Source organism: Mariluticola halotolerans, from assembly GCF_021611515.1.
GTDB classification, from domain to species: Bacteria; Pseudomonadota; Alphaproteobacteria; order Rhizobiales; family Devosiaceae; genus Mariluticola; species Mariluticola halotolerans.
The window spans coordinates 435051-454191 of the sequence record NZ_CP090960.1; the positions used below are offsets into that span (position 1 = coordinate 435051).

Consider the following 19141-nt stretch of genomic DNA (forward strand, 5'->3'; position numbering starts at 1 on the left):
ATGACGGCGGCGGGGCTTTGTGTTCGTGGCGGCCTTCCCTCATGTTGAGCCTGTCGAAGGATGGGCGGCACGCGCGGTGTTGAAACCCTCGTGGTTCGACAAGCTTACCATGAGGGTTTTGGACGTATTTCGCATCCATCCCATTCTCTTTTTTGCCCGGACCTGATCCGGGCATCCATTCGGTGTGGCCTGTATCGTATGGACCCCCGGGTCACGCCCGAGGGAGAAGGAAGAGAGCGTTTTTTATTCTTCGTCACCCGACCCGGATATGCCGGGCTTTGGCATTCGGCCGTGCCACGGCGCGACTGGCCTTTGCGGGACGGATCGAGGTCCCAATCAAACGGGGGGATAAGGGGCATGCTGCATGCCTGGATGCGCGCTTATGGCGCTAGCAAAAAGGCCCGCACAATGTGCGGGCCTTTTTTTGTCTGGATGGTGGGGCTTTTATTCAGCCGCCTGCCGGGAGACCACGGTGACACCGTTGGTTTCGGTTTCCACCAGACCGGTCTGATCCACTTCCATATATTTGCGGGCGCTATCCAGATCGCCGGGTATTTCGGCACCAGACCCCTTGGCGGGGCGGCGGCCGAACAGGCCGGTGACGAAGCTGGAGAGGGCTGCAAATACGTTGGACAGCCGAGCCCAGATGACCGAGGGCGCGGTGATCATGACCGGGACCATGACCAGTGTCAGCAGCGTGGACAGGAACAGGCCGGACACAAGCGCTGCCGACAGGTTGATGAACCACGAACCGGCAATGCCGCCGGTGACGATTTCGCGGCGGACAAAGTCGAACTCAACGTTCAGCGCCATCGGGATTACGCCGAGGGCCGTCACTGTTGCTGTCAGCAGCACCGGCCGGACACGCTGGGCGGTGGTGAGCAACATGGCCTTGATCGGTTCAACGCCGTCATCACGGTTGTAGTGATTGTAGGTGTCGATCAAAACGATGCCGTTTTTCACCACGATGCCGGCAAGCGCCACGATGCCGAGGCCAGTCATGATGGCCGAGAAGGCCATGCCGGTGACCAGCATGCCGAGCAGAACGCCCGCCATGGACATGACCACTGTCGTTAGCGTGACAAAGACCTGCCAGAACCGGTTATATTCGATCAACAACACCAGGAAGATGAGGAACAGGGCACCCACGAGAGCCTTGACCATGAAGGCGTTGGTTTCGTTGGTCTGTTCTTCGGCACCGCCATAAACAATCTCCACGCCTGTGGGCCATGCCTGATCGCCGGCCCAGGCCTGCAGTTGCGCGACCTTTTCGGCAGCGGCGAGACCGGGTTCCAGATTGGCGGCCACGCTCATGACATAGGTGCTGTCCCGACGGGTGATGTTGGCCACCTTCTGCACCGCCTTGCGGGAGATGAAGTTGGAGACCGGGACAAGACCCTGACTGGTGACAATCCGCATGGTATCGAGAGCGGCGAAGCTGCGCTCTTCTTCCGGCAGACGGACACGGATATCGAGCTCGTCGGTGGCGTCATCCGGCCGGTAGCTGCCAACCTTCACACCGGTGGTGACCAGCTGAATATAGGGGCTGAGTTCACGTACGCCGATGCCATATTTGGCTGCCTGAACACGATCGACGGTGATCTGCCAATCGATGCCCGGTGCCGGACGGCCATCTTCGATGTCGATGGTGCCGCCCAGATCGTTCTCGATATAATCGCGCAGTTTGGCAACCGAGGGCTCGAGATCGTCGTAGGTGTTGCTTTCTACCCGCAGATTGATGGCCTTGCCCGCGGGCGGGCCATCTTCCTGGGCTGCAATCTGCACATCAAGGCCCGGGATGTCCTTCACCCGTTCGCGGATGTTTTCGAAGATTTCCGCAGCCGGTACGCGCTCTTTCCACGGCAGAAGCTGCAATTGCAGCGTGCCGATGGTGTCGGGCGGTGCGGCATTGGCGCCAAAACCGCCATCCCCACCGCCAAAGGTGAGAATGCTGTCCTGAATGCCATTGACCTGCAGCACTTCCGCTTCGACTTCACGCAGGAAGCCACGGATTTCCACTGGCGAGTAATTGCCACGGGCAACCACTGAAACCGTGCCGTATTCGGGCTCGGAAGCCGGGAAGGCCACGGTGCCGGTCGGGTTCATGCTGTAGAGCACGAAAATGCCCACGACGATGGAAAAGCCCGCCGTCAGGGTCAGGATGGGGTGATGCAGGAGTTTGGACATGACCCGCACATAGACACCGGTCAGGCCGGGGACCTTTTTGGCGTCGAACTTGTCCGGATACATGACCAGACTTGCCGATTCCTGTTCCTTTTCATCCATGCTGCTGCGGGCGATCATGGCACCGATAATGGGCATGAAGACCAGGGCCGAGAGCAGGGAGGCCACCATGACCACAATAACGGTGATCGGCAGATAGCTCATGAACTTGCCGATAATACCCGGCCAGAACAGCAGCGGAATGAAGGCACCGAGCGTGGTGGCGGTGGCGGAAACCACCGGCACGAACATTTTGCGCGCGGCATAGATGAAGGCTTCCTTGCGCGACAGGCCTTCGGCCAGTTTGCGCTCGGCATATTCCACGACCACGATCGGATCGTCCACGAGCACACCCACGGCGATGACGAGACCGAACATGACCATCATGTTGACGCTCATGCCCATGGTCTGCACCACGAGGAAGGCAATCATGAAGGAGATCGGAATCGAGGTGCCGATCATGAGGGCCGGACGAACGCCCAGTGTGGCGATACAGGTGATCAGCACCAGCGCCACGGCGGTGAGCACCGCAGCTTCAAGCGAACGGTAGAGACCGATTGTGCTTTCGGACTGATCGAGCAGGAAGGAATGCTGAATGCCGGCTGGCCATGCATCCGTGACTTCGGTTGCCACCCGGCGTACTTCTTCGGATACTTGGATAATATTGGTGCCGAGTTTTTTGGTGACGCCAATGGTGATGGCGGGTGAGCCGTTTACATAGGCAAACTCGGTTGCATCCTTGAAGGTGCGGGTGATGGCGGCCACATCGCCGAAGGTGACGACCGTGTCGCCACTCGTTTTGAGAGGCAAGGAATAGACATCTGCCGCATTGGTGATCAGGCCGGGCACTTCAACGTTGAAGGAACCCTGGCCGGTGTCGAGCGTGCCGCCGGCGACAACCAGGTTATTGCGGGCGAGGGCATCGAACAATTGCGATGCTGTGAGGTCATAAGCATCGAGGCGGTCAAGATCGATGCGCACTTCGAGCACTTCGTCACGAGAACCTGAAATGGTGACGTCCTGCACGTCGCCGATTTTCTCAAGTGCTTCCTTGAGTTCGTCGGCACGATTGACCAATGTGCGCTCAGGCACCTCGCCATAAAGCGCAATGGACAGAACCGGCACGTCCGAGAAGGAGATCTCGGTAATGGTTGGCTCATTGGCGTCGCTGGGGAGTTCGGAGCTCACGCCATCCATCTTGGCGCGGATATCGGAGAGCGCCTGGTCCTTGTCGGCATTGACGTCAAACTCGAGAAAGACCGACACATGGCCGGTGGTCGATGTTGAGGTCATGCTTTCAAGGCCATCGAGATCCGTCAGCCGGTCTTCAATGGGTTTGGCCAAAAGCCGTTCAGCATCTCGCGGGGAGACGCCTGTCTGGCTGACCGAGACGTAGAAATAGGGGATGTCGATTGCCGGGAAGCTTTCCTTGGGCAATGTCAGATAGGCAGAAAAACCTGCGCCCAGCAGGAGGACCATGACGGTCATCACCACGCGGGGCATGCGCAGAACGCGTTCGAGGAAATTGATCACGAGGTTGCCCCTTCATCATCAGCAGCAGTTTCAGCTTTTACCGTTTGACCCGCCTGAACGTTCTCCTGTCCCAGCGTGATAACATCGACCACAGGTGGCAGGCCGGAAACCCAGACGCCGTCGCGTGTGTCGCTGATGATCGTGACCGGATAGAAGACAACCTTGCTGTCTTCAACAGCGCGGATGCCGACATCACCGGCGTCATCAAGGGTCAGGACCGATTGCGGCAAGAGGTGCGCGGGCATGGAGCCCATATCGACCGTTGCGGTTGCTGTCAGGCCTGAGCGGATGGCGTTGTCCGGGTTGGGAACTTCCATCTCGACTTCGAACGTGCGGGTGCTGGCGTCGGCCGTTGCCGCGATATAGGTCACCGTGCCCTTGGCGGAGCGTCCGTTGATTGTGGTCAGCGTTGCCGGAAGTCCTGACTTTGCCAAACCAATGCGCGCCTCGGGAATGCTGCCGACGAAGATGATCGGGTCCAGCTGCACGATGGTCGCGCAGATGCCGCCTGCCGGGAGCAGGGCGCCTTCTTCAACCAGTGGGTCCTGCACCAGGCCCGAAATTTTCGAATGGATCTCGGTGCGGTCCAGTTCTGCCTGCGCCTGATCGAGCGCGGCCTCAGCCGATTTCAGCGCACTTTCGAGCGCTGTTTCGGTGTTGGGTGCGGCGAGACCTTTTTCACGGAGCTTGGCGTTGGTTTCGTAGTTGAGGCGGGCACTGGCCAGATTGGCCTCTGCCTGCGCTACCGACGCGGCCCGGGTGCCCTGGTCAAGCGTGCAGAGCAGGTCACCGGCGGCAACCTGATCGCCCTTTGCAACATGCACCTTGTCAACGATGCCGCTGGTTTCAGCAGAGGCAGAGATGACGGACTTGGCCTTGGTCTTGCCTCGAAGCGGGACCTCCAGCGGCATTGCCTGCACCGAAAACGTTTTGATTCGCACAGAACGGGCAGTGCCCTCTCGCGTGACATTCTCAACATTACGTTCTGCAATGCTGAGGTGGGGGTTGATTTCCTCCTCGGAACCGGCAGCGCCATGCGCCTCTTCTTCACCGTGCCCGGCGTCGCCGCCGATGAGGGAAATAATAGGTTTCTCGCCATTGCCGGGCCCCTGGCCGCCGCGCACAAGAACGCCGCCGCCCATCCAGAGTGCAACAATGACAATAAGTATAAACGCAACGCCGTACGATCTCAGAAAGCGCATAGTAATGTCCTGTATTTTTATTCCGCTGCTTCAGCGGCCCTGTTCTCGGGGCGTGCCAATGCGATTAGTTCGTGCATATGGGTTGCGATATAGTTCCGCGCAACCTTCATACAGGTCATCCCGTATTGAATGACCCAAGTGTCATGGGGCGTGTTGGACTTCTGCAATAGCTTGTTGAGCCCTGAAAGTTTGTTGTCGAGAATTTCGAGACGCTCGTTCAGCCGGGTTTCGACGAGGCTGGCGGGCAGCATCGGGGCGAACCGGGCGAACAAGAGAAATTCACTGCGATAGACATCGTCGCCCAGTTCCTCAAACAAGGAATCATGGAAAGCGGTGCGACCAGCTTCAGTTATGGAATAGACTTTTTTTGCGGGTTTGCCGTCCTGCAGTTCTACCTGACTTGTAACAAGTTCTTCTTCCTCGAGCTTGGCGAGGGCAGGGTAGATGGACCCAAAGCTTGCTTCGACGAAATAGGCATACTCGCCCTCCACGGAAAGCTTACGGATCTCGTAGCCTGTCGCGTTCTCGTCATACAAGATTGCCAAGCAAAGTGTCTTGACGTTCATTAGGGTTCCTCGAGCTATATCGGCCCAGCATATGTTGGTCCTATATATGCTGCTCAAGCATGACGCAATTGTTAACTTTGCATGTCAGGTCTGCAATAATGCATGCATGCGTTTTGCGGCGGCTTTTCCCAATTCCTCATCGTCGGCAGCGACGAAAAACGGATTGAGAAAATTCCTGTCGGCTTTCCCATATGCCAGTGCTTCGCCAGAAAGTGTCAGGAGAGTTCCGCCCGCAGCTTCCAGCACGGCCTGACCGGCCGCGGTATCCCATTCGCATGTGGGGGTGAAGCGCGGGTAGAAACGGGCTTCGCCTTTGGCCAGAAGACAGAATTTCAGGGAGGAACCGACCGAGACGTCGTTGACCACTTCAAAGCTGTCACACAGTTCGCGAAGGGCGTCATGTCCGTGTGACCGACTGGCAACGACCTGCATGGGACTGTGCCGGGCGACGCTGATCGGGGTTAGTTCGCTCGCTGTCAAACCATCAATCCGGAAGCTGAAGGCGCCATCGGGGCCACCCAGATAACCGTCGCCAAGCACGGGGGCCGTGACGATGCCAAGGACTGGTCGGCCATTCTCGACGAGGGCTATATTGACGGTGAATTCGCCATTTCGCTTGATGAATTCCTTGGTGCCATCGAGCGGGTCGACGACAAAGAAACGGTCGCCGAGTACCGGAATGTCGCCAGCTGCCACGCTTTCTTCAGCAAGCACGGGGATGCCGGTTTCCTTTAGGTGCGCGAGGATGACCTTTTCGGCCATTTGATCGGCGATTGTCACCGGCGATCCGTCAGCTTTTTCGCTGGAATCGAAGGGGCGGTTATAAATGTCGAGAATGACTTGTCCGGCTTCGAGTGCGGCACGGGTCATCAGGTCGAGCAGCGGCTGACTCATGCCGGTCTCCTTGGGGCGGATTGGTGATTAATCGATGGCGATGTCGAGCCCTATATCGAGCGGGGTGGCAGCCATGGTTATTCTGCTGGAAGATATATAGTCGACGCCGGTTTCTGCGATGCCGCGCACCCGGTCGAGGGTGACGCCGCCAGAGGCTTCCAGCCGGGCGCGGCCCTTGTTCAGATCAACGGCGCGGCGCAGGGTGGCGTTGTCCATATTGTCGAGCAATACCGCATTCGCGCCGGCTTCAAGTGCTTCGCCGAACTGATCGAGATTATCCACCTCAACCTCAATGGCCACGAGGTGACCGGCAAAGGCCTTGGCTGCGGCGACAGCGGCGCCGACACTGCCGGTGACCGCAATATGATTGTCCTTGATCAGGATTGCGTCATCGAGGCCGTAGCGATGGTTCCAGCCGCCACCCGAGCGGACCGCATATTTCTCGAAAGCGCGCAGACCCGGCGTGGTTTTGCGGGTGTCGCAAATCCGTGCGCTGGTGCCGGCAACCGCATCGACGAAACTGCGGGTTGTGGTGGCAATCCCGCTCATGTGATTGAGAAAATTGAGTGCAACGCGCTCGGCTGACATGATCATGCGGGCATTACCGGAGACGCGGGCAATATCCTGACCGGCCTTGACCGTGTCCCCATCGGCGACCAGCGGGGTGAAGCTCAATCCCGGCCCGATAAGGCGGAACGCAGCCTCGGCAAGCGCCATGCCCGAGATGACACCGACTTCGCGCACATTGATGACAACCTGCGCGGTCGCATCGGGGCTGAGCGTTGACTGGGTGGTCAAATCGCCGGCGAGGCCCAGATCTTCATCCAGTGCGGCCAGTATGGCGCGATCGACAAGCGGGCGGGGTAATTCGGCAGGGAAAGTCTTGTCTGCTGGAGAAGTCTTGGTCGAGTCGGACATGATGATCCCTTAACTGGTCTGCATGGGGTTTTAGGCGCGCATGCGGCTGGTGGCAACCGGGTAATGCCGGGCAGGTGGGCGGCAGCGGCAAATGCAAAGGCCGGCACCCCTTGCGGGATGCCGGCCTTGCTGATCAGTCAAAGGCGGTGCCGGTGTCAGGCGAGATCGGCGGGCAGAACGTCATTGGGGATGTTCTGGTAGCTGACCGGACGCAGGAAGCGGCGGATCGACATGGTGCCCACCGAGGTGGCACCGAAATTGGTCGACGCGGGGTAGGGGCCGCCATGAACCATGGCTTCGCTGACTTCGACGCCGGTGGGGAAGCCGTTAGCCAGAATGCGGCCTGCCTTGCGCTCGAGCACGGGCATAAGGGCCTGTGCGTCGGCAGTGTCGCCCGCGTCCATATGCAAGGTGCAGGTGAGCTGACCCTGAAGTGACTTGGCGACCGCCACCATTTCAGCGGTGTCCTTGACCCGGACGATCAGGCCGAGGGGACCAAAGACTTCTTCGCCCAGTTCTTCATTGGCCAACCAGGCTTCGCCCGTGGTGCTGTAGAGGTATGGGGTGGCGTTGCGCAGGTCGCAGGTGGTGGTCAGCAATGTCTGTACGCCAGAAGCACCGGCAACCCGGTCGCGTCCGTCGCGATAGGCCTTGGCGATGCCGTCTGTCAGCATGACCTGTGCGCCAACGGCTTCCAGGCCGGCTGTTGCAGCGGCAGCGAAGGCATCAGCCTCCGGGCCGTCAACGATAACCGAGATACCGGGATTGGTGCAGAACTGGCCGGCACCCATCGTCAATGAACCAGCCCAGCCCTTGGCGATTTCTTCGCCCCGTGCCGAAACGGCGGCAGGCAGAAGGAACATGGGATTGACCGAGCCTAGTTCACCAAAGAAGGGAATTGGTTCCGGACGTTGTGCACAAAGATCAAACAGCGCACGTCCGCCACCGAGGCTGCCGGTGAAGCCGACGGCCTTGATCAGCGGGTGCTGGACAAGCGCGGTGCCCACAGCGCGTGTGCCGCCCTGGATGAGCGAGAAGACGCCGGGATGAAACCCGAGTGCCTTGATGGCGGCATCAATGGCCTGAGCCACGATTTCGCCGGTGCCAGGGTGAGCCGAATGCCCTTTGACCACGACGGGACAGCCAGCAGCCAGGGCGGCGGCCGTGTCGCCACCGGCGGTGGAGAAGGCGAGCGGAAAGTTTGACGCGCCAAATACGGCGACAGGGCCGATGGGACGCTGGACAAGCTTGATATCCGGGCGCGGCAGCGGCTGGCGATCAGGCAAAGCCTCGTCATGGCGGCGATCCAGATAATCACCTTTTTCAATGTGGCTGGCAAAAAGGCGCAGCTGGCCGGTGGTGCGGCCGCGTTCGCCGACGAGGCGACCTTCGGGCAGTCCGGTTTCTTCTGTACCGATTTTGGTGATGGCATCTCCGCGTGCGTCAATTTCATCAGCAATGCGGTTGAGCAGGGCGGCGCGCTCGGCGCGGCTCGAATACCCAAAGCTCCAGAATGCTTCTTCGGCGGCTTTTGCGGCTGTGTCGACATGGGCGGGGGTGCCCATGGCAAAATCATGGGAGGCCCCATGGGCGGGCTCGGAGGCAAAAGTGGATTCGCCTGTAACCCATTCGCCAGCGATCAGGTGCTTGCCTGTCAGTTCAACACTCATTGGATTTCCTGTTATTTTCGCTAATCCCGGGAGGGAGATTATCTAGATGGTCATGCGCGGGCCGTTTCGCAAGTCCTGTTCGCGTGCGACATCGTGCCGACCGTTGCTACGCCCTCGAGACGGCGCGCAGGGAGACTAACATGTTAAGGCTTTTTTTCAACAGCGGCGTGATGGAAAAACGCAGCTTGTTGCCGACGCGCGCGCGTCATCGAGGTGAAAGGTGGTTTTTGACCGTGGCACCGAGACGCGCGAATGCCGTATGTTTCCCCTGATTTACTGCGGTCATGCTTTTGCGGGTGCGACCGGCACTACGACCCGGCCCCGGATCTGGCCTTTGAGAAACTTTGGCGCGGTCTCGATGACCTGATCGAGCGGAATTTCAGTTGTCATGGCGTTGAGTTGTGTCAGATCAAGCTCGGCGGCCAATTGTTGCCAAGCCGCAAGCCGGCGCGGTTTTGGGCACATGACGCTGTCGATGCCGACCAGCGTGACGCCGCGGAGAATGAAGGGGGCGACGCTGGCGGGCAGGTCCATGCCAGCGGCAAGGCCGCATGCGGTGACAACGCCTTGATATTGCATCGCGGCGAGCACATTGGCCAGAACGGTGCAGCCGGCCACATCCACCGCGCCGGCCCAGCGCTCGCGCGCCAGGGGTTTTCCCGGGGTGGAGAGTTCGGCCCGATCAATGATGGTGCTTGCGCCCAGGCTTTTGAGATAGGGCGCTTCCGCCATGCGGCCTGTTACAGCGGCTACGGCATAACCGCGATTGGCCAGAAGTGACACCGCGACACTGCCAACACCGCCTGCAGCGCCGGTGACGACGATTTCTCCCGCATCGGGGGTGACGCCCTGTTTCTCGAGCGCCAATACGCACAGCATGGCTGTGTAACCTGCGGTGCCGATGGCCATGGCCTGACGTCCGGTGAGATTTGCGGGCAGGGGGACCAGCCAGTCGCCGTTCACTCTTGCCTGGCTGGCAAGGCCGCCCCAATGTTTTTCGCCGACACCCCAACCGTTGAGAATGACCTTGTCGCCGGGTTTGAAATCCGGATGGGCGCTCTCGGTGACAAGACCGGCGAAATCAATGCCCGGCACCATCGGAAAATGCCGGACGACGGGCCCGGCACCGGTTATGGCGAGGGCATCCTTGTAGTTGAGGCTGGACCAGGCAATGTCGACGCGAACATCGCCTTCGGGGAGCGCATTGTCTTCGAGGGTGGTGAGTTTGACGGTTTGCTGGTCATCCGGTTTTTCAATCAGGATTGCATCAATCATTGGAGACTTCCTTATGCCTTGAGGTGGCGGAAAAACTGTTCGGTGAATTGCCGGAGCGGGACCGGGCCCAGCTCGAGTTTGGCGCGCAGGACTGCGCCCTCCCAGCCTGTCCAGAAAAAGGCGGCAAGCGCCTCAGGGTCGTGATGGGCGGGCAGGGAACCGTCCTCAATAGCGCATCGGAAACAATCGGCGGTGCGCCTCTGCCAATCAGCCAATACGGCAATGAGCTGTTCGCGGAATGCATCCGGCAGCGCGCTCATCTCCTGACCCAGATTACCGATCAGACAACCGCGCCGGAACTGGTGGCGGGCCATGCCGGCTTCGGCCTGTTCAGTGAAATGGCGCAAACGGTCGAGCGGAGCGCAGCTCTCATCCAGCAATGCAGCATCAATCAGGGCCGCGAAATAGTCGTGATAGGCGGCAATCAAGGCGAGGCCGAATGCCGCCTTGTTCTGGAAATAATGATAAAATCCCCCCTTTGGCACCTGAGCGTCGCGCAAAATCTCGTCGATGCCGACGGCCGAATAACCCTTTTCCGTCAGGTGCGCCAACCCGCTGCGCAGCAAGCGATTCCGGGCTTCCGACTGGTCGGGATGGATGCGGGGCCGCCCCCTGCGTTTGGGGGTGTCGGTTTGCGGGGTGGGTTGAGCCATGTCTATTTAATAGACTTATTTGTCTATTAAATCAATTTCAGGGTGTATGGGGCGCGGCGACTATTCCGGTACGGTCGACACCGACGGTGAGTCCGGTGCATTTGCCATTGTCGCCGGTTCTAATGATCTTTGCGCAACTCGTGCGCGAATGCCTCGGCCAGCATGGACAAACGATGCTCTTGGGGACGTACCATCACCGCAGAAATGGACAGGCGCGGCTCTACCGGGCGGATGTGCAGGTCGGCAAAGACACCGCTTTCGGTTGCCAATTGGTCGACAAGGGCCACGCCGCTGCCTGCCCGTGCGAAGGCGCAAGCGACGAAGGAGTTTCCAACCTCGACAGCCATGGGCTGATTGATGCCGAAATCCTGGAATGCCGTTTCAATCCACTTGCCGATCGGCAATGAATTGCTGAAAGAGATCAATGGATAGCCGGTCAGGTCTGGCGGTGTTACCACGGCTTTCTCGAGCAAGGGATGTCCGTCCGGCAAGACGGCAACGATTTGCGTTTGCGCGATTTCTTCGACGTCGATGCCGTGCGCCGGGATCGGCATGAATGCCAGGCCCAAATCTGCCCGTCGATTGATCACAAGTTCCGGCACCTCAAAATTCAGTACGGTTGATGTGCTGATGGTTACACCTGGATGCCGCTGGACGAATGTGCCGAGGGCGCGGGCGACGACGGTGATCGCCATTGAGGGAATGGTGGCGATATGCAGGCGTCCCGCCCGGAGCCGCGGTAAATCTTCGGCCACTCGTTGCACATATTCTATGTCGGAGAATATCCGGTCGACCTCAGGAAACAGGGCCTTTGCTTCTGGGGTCGCCTGCAAGCCACCATTTGCGCGCTCGAAAAGCAGCATGCCCAGCTGATCTTCAGCATGATGCAGGAGCCGGCTTGCGGCGGGCTGGGTGATGCCAAGCGATTGGGCGGCGGCCGTCATCGTGCCGGAACGCATGATGGCCCTGAAGATTTCCATTTGTCGGAGGCTGAGTTTACTCATAGCTTTATGTTATGTAGTTGCATCGATTCCGCATTGGACATTATCTCCTGGTTTTGTCAACTTCGACACGGAAGGCCGTCCTGGAGTGCGGTCACCCCAATGGGAGGAAAATGATGCGAAACATTTCGCCAAACTACATCTTTGCCGCTGCTGCACTGACGACACTGTTTGCTGCCCCGCTGGCCCATGCCGAGAATTTCAAGCTCGGGCACCAGTTTGCGCCAGACAGCCTGCCGGGACTGAGCGCGCAACATTTCGCCGATCTGGTTGCCAGCAAGACCAATAATGACAGCAAAGTCACAGTGCTGCCCGGTGGTGCTCTTGGCGATGAACGCGCCAATCTGCAGCAGCTTGAGAGCGGTTCGATCGATTTTGCCCTGACCGGCGATCTGGTCATCAGCTTCATGGCACAGCCTTATATGCTGGTTTCCATGCCGTTTATTTATGACAGCCCGGCCCATTCCATGGCGGTGTTCAACGGCGAAATCGGCGATGAGATCAATGCCTATCTCAACGAGAATAACGGTATTGAAGCGCTGGGTTGGCAGTATGTCGGCACTCGTGTTTTGACCTCGAACCGTCCTGTGGCCAATCTGGAAGAACTCAAGGGCCTCAAGACCCGTCTTCCCGGTGCGCAGATGTGGATCAAGGCCTGGGAAAAGACCGGTGTCGATATTGCGAGCATCGCTTTTACCGAGCTCTATCTCGCCTTGCAGACAGGCACGGTTGAAGCCGAGGAAAATCCACCCAACTTTGTGCGCGCCCAGAAGTTCCATGAAGTGCAGGATTACGTGATGGAGACCAATCACGTGCCGCAGATGCAGGCTTTCTTTGCGAATGATGAGCGCCTTGCCGGACTCGATGAGGCGACCCGCCAGGCCATTATTGAAGCGGCGACAGAAACCGTGGCCTGGACATCGCAGCAGGCAACTGACCTGCAGCAGTCCGACATTGAATGGCTGACCACGGAGGGTGGCATGGAACTGGTGGATATTGATCTGACCGGGATCCAGGATCTGATCAAGGACGTGCCTATGGAAGTCCTTGGTGATGATGGCGTGGCGCTTTATGAGCGTATCATCGCTGCCAAACCCTAAACCTCTTCGGGTGTGGCATCGCGCTGATGTCACACCCGTTCAAGGAATGCCGCGATGTGGAATACGCTTAAATCGCACGTAACAAGTGCGCTTGCCGCCAGCCTACTTGTCGTTCTGTTTGCTGTTATTTTCACCCAGATCATTCTGCGTGCCATCGGCTATCCACTTGTCTGGGCGGAAGAGTTCAGTGCGGTTGGTTTCATCTGGCTGGTGTTTATGGGTGCCGCTGTTGCCTATCAACGCATTGAGCATCTGGATGTTGATCTGCTGCATGTTGCGCTGAGCAAGCGCCTGGGGGCAGGGCGCATGCAATTCTGGGACGGGATAGTTCTTGTTCTGCAGCTGGTGTTTCTGTCGGTTTTCGGCATCGGGCTGGTCATGATGACCCGCCAGACCTGGTCCGCCTCCATGGGAGCGCTTGAAGGCTTCCGGTATGGCTGGATCTATCTCGGCGTGTTTGTGGCCATCGTTATTTGTGCGGGCATTGTGGCGGTGCGGCTGATGCATGCCATTCGCCGTATGATCAGGGGAGCGCGTTCATGACGACGCTGTTAATCGCGTTCGGCCTGCTTTTCGTTCTCATGTGCCTGCGGGTGCCGGTTGCCATATCCATCGGCCTTGCCGCGATGCTCGCGGTGGCCGCCGAACTGGGCTGGAAAGTGTTTCCGGTGTCGGCGCAGGTCATGGTCGACGGTGTGAACAGTTTTGTGCTGATTGCTGCGCCCTTTTTCATGCTTGCCGGTGAAATCATGAATCGCGGCGGCTTGACGCGGCGGATTTTCCGGCTCGCCAACGCCTTGGTTGGGCGTTTGCCTGGCGGGTTGGGGCAGGTCAATGTTATGGCCAGCATGTTGTTTGCGGGCATGACAGGTTCGGCCATTTCCGATGCCGTGGGCCTTGGGGCGATGGAAATCGAGGCCATGCGGGAGCGTGGTTATGACCGGAAACTGAGTGCCGCGATTACGGCGGCATCCTCGGTGATCGGGCCGATGATTCCGCCGAGTGTGCCCATGGTCATCTATGGTGCACTCGCCGGTGTGTCCATCGGCAGCCTGTTTCTCGCCGGACTGGTGCCTGGGATATTGATGGGTGTCGCCCTGATGATCACCGTCGCCATTTACGCCAAGCTGGGCTATTGCCCGGTTGAGGAGAAGGTTGGGCGCACGGAAATTCTTGGCGCGCTTTGGGCGGCGCTTCCCTCGCTTGCCCTGCCGGTTATCGTGGTTGGGGGCATTTATTCTGGCTTTTTTACCCCCACTGAGGCCGCCGTGGTCGCAACCGCCTATGCGGGCGTGCTTGCCATGCTCTATCGCGAAATCTCACCCAGGGAATATGCGGGTATTCTGATCCGCGTCGGTTCTGCGACGGGAGCCTTGTTTCTTATTGTGGCGGCGACAGCGCTGCTGGGCTGGATCGTTACCCGCTCGGGCGTGATGATCGAGGTGGCGCTCTGGCTCGGGGCCAATGTTTCCAGTCAGTTTGAACTGCTGCTGATGGTGGTCGCGCTTTGCCTTGTTGTGGGGCTGTTCATGGAGCCGATTGCGGCACTTGTGCTGCTGGTGCCCATTTTGCTGCCGGCGGTGAAAATCCTGCAGATCGATCTGGTGCATTTCGGCATTGTCGTCATTCTTTCGCTGATGATCGGCCTGTTGACGCCGCCGGTCGGTCTTATCCTGTTCGTGGTCGCCAAGATCGCCGAAATCAGTATTCAGCAGATGATCAAGGCCATCATGCCTTTCCTGCTGACCCTGATCGTCGTGCTGCTGATCCTGACCGCTTTTCCTGCTGTTGTTTTGGTTCTGCCCAGGCTGGCCTATGGCCTGCCGGTGTGGTGAGAAAGGTTCTGTCGTGAAAATTGTATCAGTCGAGGCCAAGGCCTATCGTTTGCCTCTGGCGGAACCCTGGATTTCCGCCAAATACCGGATCACGCATCACGAGTTGGTGCGCACGCTGATCACCACCGATACCGGCCTTGTGGGCACGGGTTGGTGCACGACGATCGGTGTCGGCGGCCTTGCCATCTCCACGCTGGTCAACGCTTATCTGGCGTTGCTGCTCAAGGGTGAGGATGCGCTCAATAATGAGCGCATATGGGAGCAGCTCTGGCAGGATCTTCATTTTGCCGGGCCCAGCGGCCTGAGTACGCTGGCCATTGCTACTATCGATATCGCGCTTTGGGATCTGCGGGCGCAGTATGCCCGGCTGCCCTTGTGGCAATTGCTGGGGGGCATGCGCGAGACTGTTCCGGTTTACGCCAGCGCCGTTAATCTCCATTTGACCGAGGATGAACTGCTCGCCCAGGTCGAACGGCAATTGTCCGAGGGTTATTCGGTCTTCAAGCTTAAGATCGGGCGCAAGGACAGCGCCGAGGATGTTGCCCGCGTGCGGGCCGTGCGCCAACTGATTGGCGATCAACGTACGCTTATGCTGGACGCGAACCAACGCTGGTCGGCAGGAGACGCTGTGCGGCTTTGCCGCGAGCTGAGTGCGTTCAATCCTGCCTGGATTGAAGAGCCTATTCTGTCCGACGATATTGCGGGGCATGCGCATGTGCGCAACGCCGGAGGCGTTCCCGTGGCCATTGGCGAGCAATTGGGCAATCGTTTTGACTTCTGGAACTATGTGCGGGCGGAGGCCGCGGATATCCTGCAACCGAATGTATGGAAGGTGGGCGGGATCACTGAGTGGCTCAAGATCGCGCATATGGCGCAAGTGGCCAATCTGTCGATTGCGCCGCATAACGCCCTTGAACTTTCGGCGCACCTGGTTGCTGCGGTGCCCAATGCAACAATGGTGGAGAATATCGAGGGCGGCAATCTGGCCGATTTCGGCATTGTTCAGAAAGCGCCCGAGGTGCACAACGCCACCATTATCCTGCCGCATACACCGGGCCATGGCATCGTCTTTGACGAGGATGCTCTTGCGCAGCACCTATTGCCTGAGGGGGCGCCTGTGGTCAGGGAGCTGACGACGCACGCGGGATTGTGAAGAATCTGAGGGGAGGGCCATCAAGGGGAGGTGGCAGGACCTGACGAACGATACCAATTAAATCGAAATGCGGGACAAAGCCGCTCTGGAATTTGCTAGAGAACGCCTTGTCATAACAAATTCCAGAGTGGTGCACCGCACGCAGCCCGGCAGGGCTGGGATGATGGATAGCGAGAGCCTCAAGCGTCGCTTTTCACCAGAACATGGCTTGCGTTCTCGTAGTGTTTTACAAGGACGCAATGGTCATCTGCATTGTGTCCCTGCTGCATGAGGTCGACCATTATTGATTTCACTATGGACGTCAAAGGGAGCGGTGAGTCGATATTCTCTCCGGTCTCCAGTGCGTTCTTGAGGTCCTTGTCGTGTAGTTCAATCCTGAATCCCGGGGCAAAGTTTCGATCGAGGATCTGCGGCCCCTTGGTTTTCAGGACCTCGCTGCCAGCGAAGCCACCTGAAATCGCGTCAAGCACACGTGCAGGGTCTGCGCCGGCCTTTTTGGCCAAGGTCAACGCTTCGGATACAGCAGCGATATTGACAGCGACAATGACCTGGTTGGCCAGTTTCGTGATATTGCCCGACCCGACATCGCCCACGTGCACGGCACCAGAACCCATGTCGAGAAGTATTGGCTCAACTTTGTCGAACACATCTTTGGGGCCGCCGACCATGATTGCAAGACTTCCATCGATGGCGCGGGGTTCGCCTCCCGAGACCGGTGCGTCCAGCATCGGCACGCCTTTTTCCGCACATGCCGCGGCAACCTTTTGTGCCATCGCCGGTGCGATTGAGGACATGTCGACATAGATCAGGCCATCATGGGCGCTCTCAAGTACACCATCTGGCCCCGTAACCACCTTTTCCACGTCTGGTGAGTCAGGGAGCATGGTGATGACCAGGTCGACATTTGCGGCAACCTCCGCGGCCGATCGGGCGACTTTTGCCCCTTCTTTCTCCAATTCCTGGCACGGCCCCGGGGATCGGGAGAACACCACAAGCTCATGGCCTGCTTTAATGAGATTTTTGGCCATGGGTTTGCCCATGGCGCCCAGTCCGATGAAACCAATGCGAGGCATGGATATTCCTCCTGTTCTGATGTGAATTGATGTTACGCGTGCAAGAGAGCTTCAACTCAAGTGCGCAATGTTGTGCAAAAATCGATCGCAGACAGCATGCCATCCATGCGTGCGATCCCTTTACCGGCGATATCGTAAGCCGTGCCATGTCCGGGCGTGGCGATGGGGATACCCAAACCAGCCAACATAGTGACGGATTTGCCCAGGCCCAGCAATTTGAGCGCGATCTGACCCTGGTCGTGATACATGGTCACAATGCCAACCGGTTTGTCATGGATGGATTGCGGGAAGACCGTATCCGCCGGAATAGGGCCTGATGCCCGTATGCCCTTTTCCTGAAGGGACTTTACAGCGGGTGCGATCTTGTCAATTTCCTCCGTGCCAAACGCGCCATTTTCACCGGCATGCGGATTGAGCGCTGCGATCACAATGCGCGGATCGGAGATACCCGAATCCGCCATAACCCTGGCCAGAAGTTCCGCCGCATCCTCAATCTTTTGCTGCGTAATGGTCGTCGCGACTTCACCGACCGGAATGTGGCTGGTGACGCGAGATGTCCATACGCCATCGAGCCAGTTGATTTCTCCTCCGGCCACCTCAGGGCCCAGCTTTGAGATCAGATAATCAAATTCGTCGCCGTTCTTGTGGCCTGCAGCGCGCATGGCCTGTTTGTTGAGCGGCGCGTAGACAGCACCTGATATGGACCCGGCGGCAAGGGCATCGGCTAGCCAGTCGAGTATCGACAGGGACTCCCGTCCGGCCTCGACGGAAACCTTTCCGAGAGGCCCAATTTCTGCATCGAACGGCATGTCGAGAAAGCCGGTCTTGTGCGGCTCCACATCGCCGCTGCTTTTAACAGGATGCACCTCCGGATCGACGGCCAGACGGGCACAGGTGTCGTCAAAAACGCGGCGGTCGCCCACAATCATCAGGCGGTCGATCGGTTTGCCGGATTGAAGATACCTGACGACAAGTTCAGGCCCGACGCCAAATCGGTCTCCAAGTGTGAGGACTAGGGGCGGCAACTCAGAATTCACCGGAAATACCTTTCTCCAAACTCAGGAAATTTCAGAAGGTCGCGGCTGAAATCCTAAGGAAAGCAATCAAATATGTGTGAAATGTGTAATTACTAATTTTAAGATCGTGATACAAGTCAATATGTTTACCGCGTGCCACGCTGTGAAAAGCGCGTGTGCCGGGAGTTATAGGAATGCGCTATATCTCGACTTTGAAAACAGTAGTTGTTGGCATGCGCAGTCGCATGTCAGTCATGGCCAAAGCGCTGCATCTGGCGCGCAATCCGAGGAGGAAATATTTTGTCGATCAACACAGCAACGCTAGAAATTCTGAGAAAGGTGCGCACCTCTGACGTCACCGATGCCCTGGATTCGCTGGGCTATATGAATACCTATGAAATGGATCCGCGCATTCGCCCGATGTGGGACGGAATCAAATTTGCCGGCATTGCCAGCACTGCGGCTTTCCGGGAAATCAACCATCCGGTGCCGCGCATGTCCTACGAGGAATTTGACGATCGGCAGTACAAGCGCAACCAGGATGGTAGCAGCCATCCGGACGCGCTGTGGCCGGCCGGACATTCGTTCGGTGGTCCGGATGAAGTGCACGTTGTGGATACGCGTCAGTCCCGTTGCGGCCTTTTGGGGTCAAACAATCTGCTGAATGCCCGCACGATGGGTTCGGTTGGTTTTATCATTGATGGCGCGTGCCGCGACAGCGATGAGTGCATCTTGCAAAAAGAGCCGATCTTCTGCAGCGTTCGGTCGATGCGCCATATGGCAGGGCGCCTGGAACTTGCATCGGTTAACGAGCCGATCAATTGTGGTGGCGTGATTGTGCGTCCGGGCGATGGCATCATTGCCGACGGCGACGGCATTGTCGTTGTGCCGCAGAGCGAAGCCGAAGAAATCGCGAAGCGCGCTTGGCTGGTGCAAGAGAAGGACCGTAACCAGCGTCGGGCGTTTTACGACAAGATGGGCATGCCGCATGACGAAACCGTCAAACAGGAAGAGCGTCCCTGGTAATTG

General features: G+C 58.4%; 16 protein-coding genes. 5 read left to right on the forward strand and 11 right to left on the reverse strand.

All coding sequences use genetic code 11. The features are described 5' to 3' along the window. Nucleotides 1-444 precede the first annotated feature (444 nt). The 9 genes from L1P08_RS02150 to L1P08_RS02190 all read right to left on the reverse strand — a co-directional run bounded on the left by L1P08_RS02150 (nt 445) and on the right by L1P08_RS02190 (nt 11938). The gene (locus L1P08_RS02150; RefSeq protein WP_303618369.1) at nt 445-3756 is read right to left on the reverse strand and encodes an efflux RND transporter permease subunit; all 3312 of its coding nucleotides are present in this window, start codon (nt 3754-3756) and stop codon (nt 445-447) included. Next, complete coding sequence (locus tag L1P08_RS02155) at nt 3753-4958, reverse strand: efflux RND transporter periplasmic adaptor subunit (protein WP_303618370.1); 1206 nt, start codon at nt 4956-4958, stop codon at nt 3753-3755. Before L1P08_RS02155 ends, L1P08_RS02150 begins: the two co-directional genes overlap by 4 nt. Before the next feature lie 17 nt (nt 4959-4975). Then, nucleotides 4976-5524: a PadR family transcriptional regulator gene (locus L1P08_RS02160; protein WP_303618371.1), complete on the reverse strand. Its 549-nt coding sequence runs from the start codon at nt 5522-5524 to the stop codon at nt 4976-4978. A gap of 84 nt (nt 5525-5608) precedes the next feature. Next, nucleotides 5609-6418 (reverse strand): 3'(2'),5'-bisphosphate nucleotidase CysQ, encoded by an 810-nt coding sequence (cysQ, locus tag L1P08_RS02165; protein ID WP_303618372.1) that lies wholly within the window; start codon nt 6416-6418, stop codon nt 5609-5611. A gap of 27 nt (nt 6419-6445) precedes the next feature. Continuing rightward, complete coding sequence (gene nadC, locus L1P08_RS02170; RefSeq protein WP_303618373.1) at nt 6446-7336, reverse strand: carboxylating nicotinate-nucleotide diphosphorylase; 891 nt, start codon at nt 7334-7336, stop codon at nt 6446-6448. Between the two features lie 155 nt (nt 7337-7491). After that, nucleotides 7492-9006: an aldehyde dehydrogenase (NADP(+)) gene (locus L1P08_RS02175; RefSeq protein ID WP_303618374.1), complete on the reverse strand. Its 1515-nt coding sequence runs from the start codon at nt 9004-9006 to the stop codon at nt 7492-7494. Nucleotides 9007-9288: 282 nt separating this feature from the next. Then, nucleotides 9289-10281: an acrylyl-CoA reductase (NADPH) gene (gene acuI, locus L1P08_RS02180; protein WP_303618375.1), complete on the reverse strand. Its 993-nt coding sequence runs from the start codon at nt 10279-10281 to the stop codon at nt 9289-9291. Between the two features lie 11 nt (nt 10282-10292). Next, nucleotides 10293-10934, reverse strand: coding sequence for an acrylate utilization transcriptional regulator AcuR (acuR, locus tag L1P08_RS02185; protein ID WP_303618376.1), 642 nt, complete (start codon nt 10932-10934; stop codon nt 10293-10295). 119 nt (nt 10935-11053) lie between these two features. Beyond that, nucleotides 11054-11938 (reverse strand): LysR substrate-binding domain-containing protein, encoded by an 885-nt coding sequence (locus L1P08_RS02190; protein ID WP_303618377.1) that lies wholly within the window; start codon nt 11936-11938, stop codon nt 11054-11056. Between the two features lie 110 nt (nt 11939-12048). Here L1P08_RS02190 and L1P08_RS02195 point away from each other — a divergent pair, with 110 nt between their 5' ends. The 4 genes from L1P08_RS02195 to L1P08_RS02210 are packed head-to-tail and all read left to right on the forward strand — an operon-like array spanning nt 12049 to nt 16023. Next, nucleotides 12049-13035: a TRAP transporter substrate-binding protein gene (locus L1P08_RS02195; RefSeq protein WP_303618378.1), complete on the forward strand. Its 987-nt coding sequence runs from the start codon at nt 12049-12051 to the stop codon at nt 13033-13035. Nucleotides 13036-13089: 54 nt separating this feature from the next. Beyond that, complete coding sequence (locus tag L1P08_RS02200) at nt 13090-13578, forward strand: TRAP transporter small permease (RefSeq protein WP_303618379.1); 489 nt, start codon at nt 13090-13092, stop codon at nt 13576-13578. Further along, nucleotides 13575-14870 (forward strand): TRAP transporter large permease, encoded by a 1296-nt coding sequence (locus L1P08_RS02205; RefSeq protein ID WP_303618380.1) that lies wholly within the window; start codon nt 13575-13577, stop codon nt 14868-14870. Before L1P08_RS02200 ends, L1P08_RS02205 begins: the two co-directional genes overlap by 4 nt. A gap of 13 nt (nt 14871-14883) precedes the next feature. Next, nucleotides 14884-16023, forward strand: a complete 1140-nt coding sequence (locus L1P08_RS02210) for a mandelate racemase/muconate lactonizing enzyme family protein (protein ID WP_303618381.1) — start codon at nt 14884-14886, stop codon at nt 16021-16023. 179 nt (nt 16024-16202) lie between these two features. Here the strand turns inward: L1P08_RS02210 and garR are convergent, their stop codons facing one another. Both garR and L1P08_RS02220 read right to left on the reverse strand, forming a co-directional pair. After that, nucleotides 16203-17096, reverse strand: coding sequence for a 2-hydroxy-3-oxopropionate reductase (gene garR, locus L1P08_RS02215; protein ID WP_303618382.1), 894 nt, complete (start codon nt 17094-17096; stop codon nt 16203-16205). Nucleotides 17097-17152: 56 nt separating this feature from the next. Further along, nucleotides 17153-18133: a PdxA family dehydrogenase gene (locus tag L1P08_RS02220; RefSeq protein WP_303618383.1), complete on the reverse strand. Its 981-nt coding sequence runs from the start codon at nt 18131-18133 to the stop codon at nt 17153-17155. A 279-nt stretch (nt 18134-18412) separates the two neighbouring features. On the opposite strand from L1P08_RS02220, the gene L1P08_RS02225 reads away from it, so the two are divergent. Continuing rightward, the gene (locus tag L1P08_RS02225) at nt 18413-19138 is read left to right on the forward strand and encodes an RraA family protein (RefSeq protein WP_303618384.1); all 726 of its coding nucleotides are present in this window, start codon (nt 18413-18415) and stop codon (nt 19136-19138) included. Nucleotides 19139-19141: the final 3 nt, after the last annotated feature.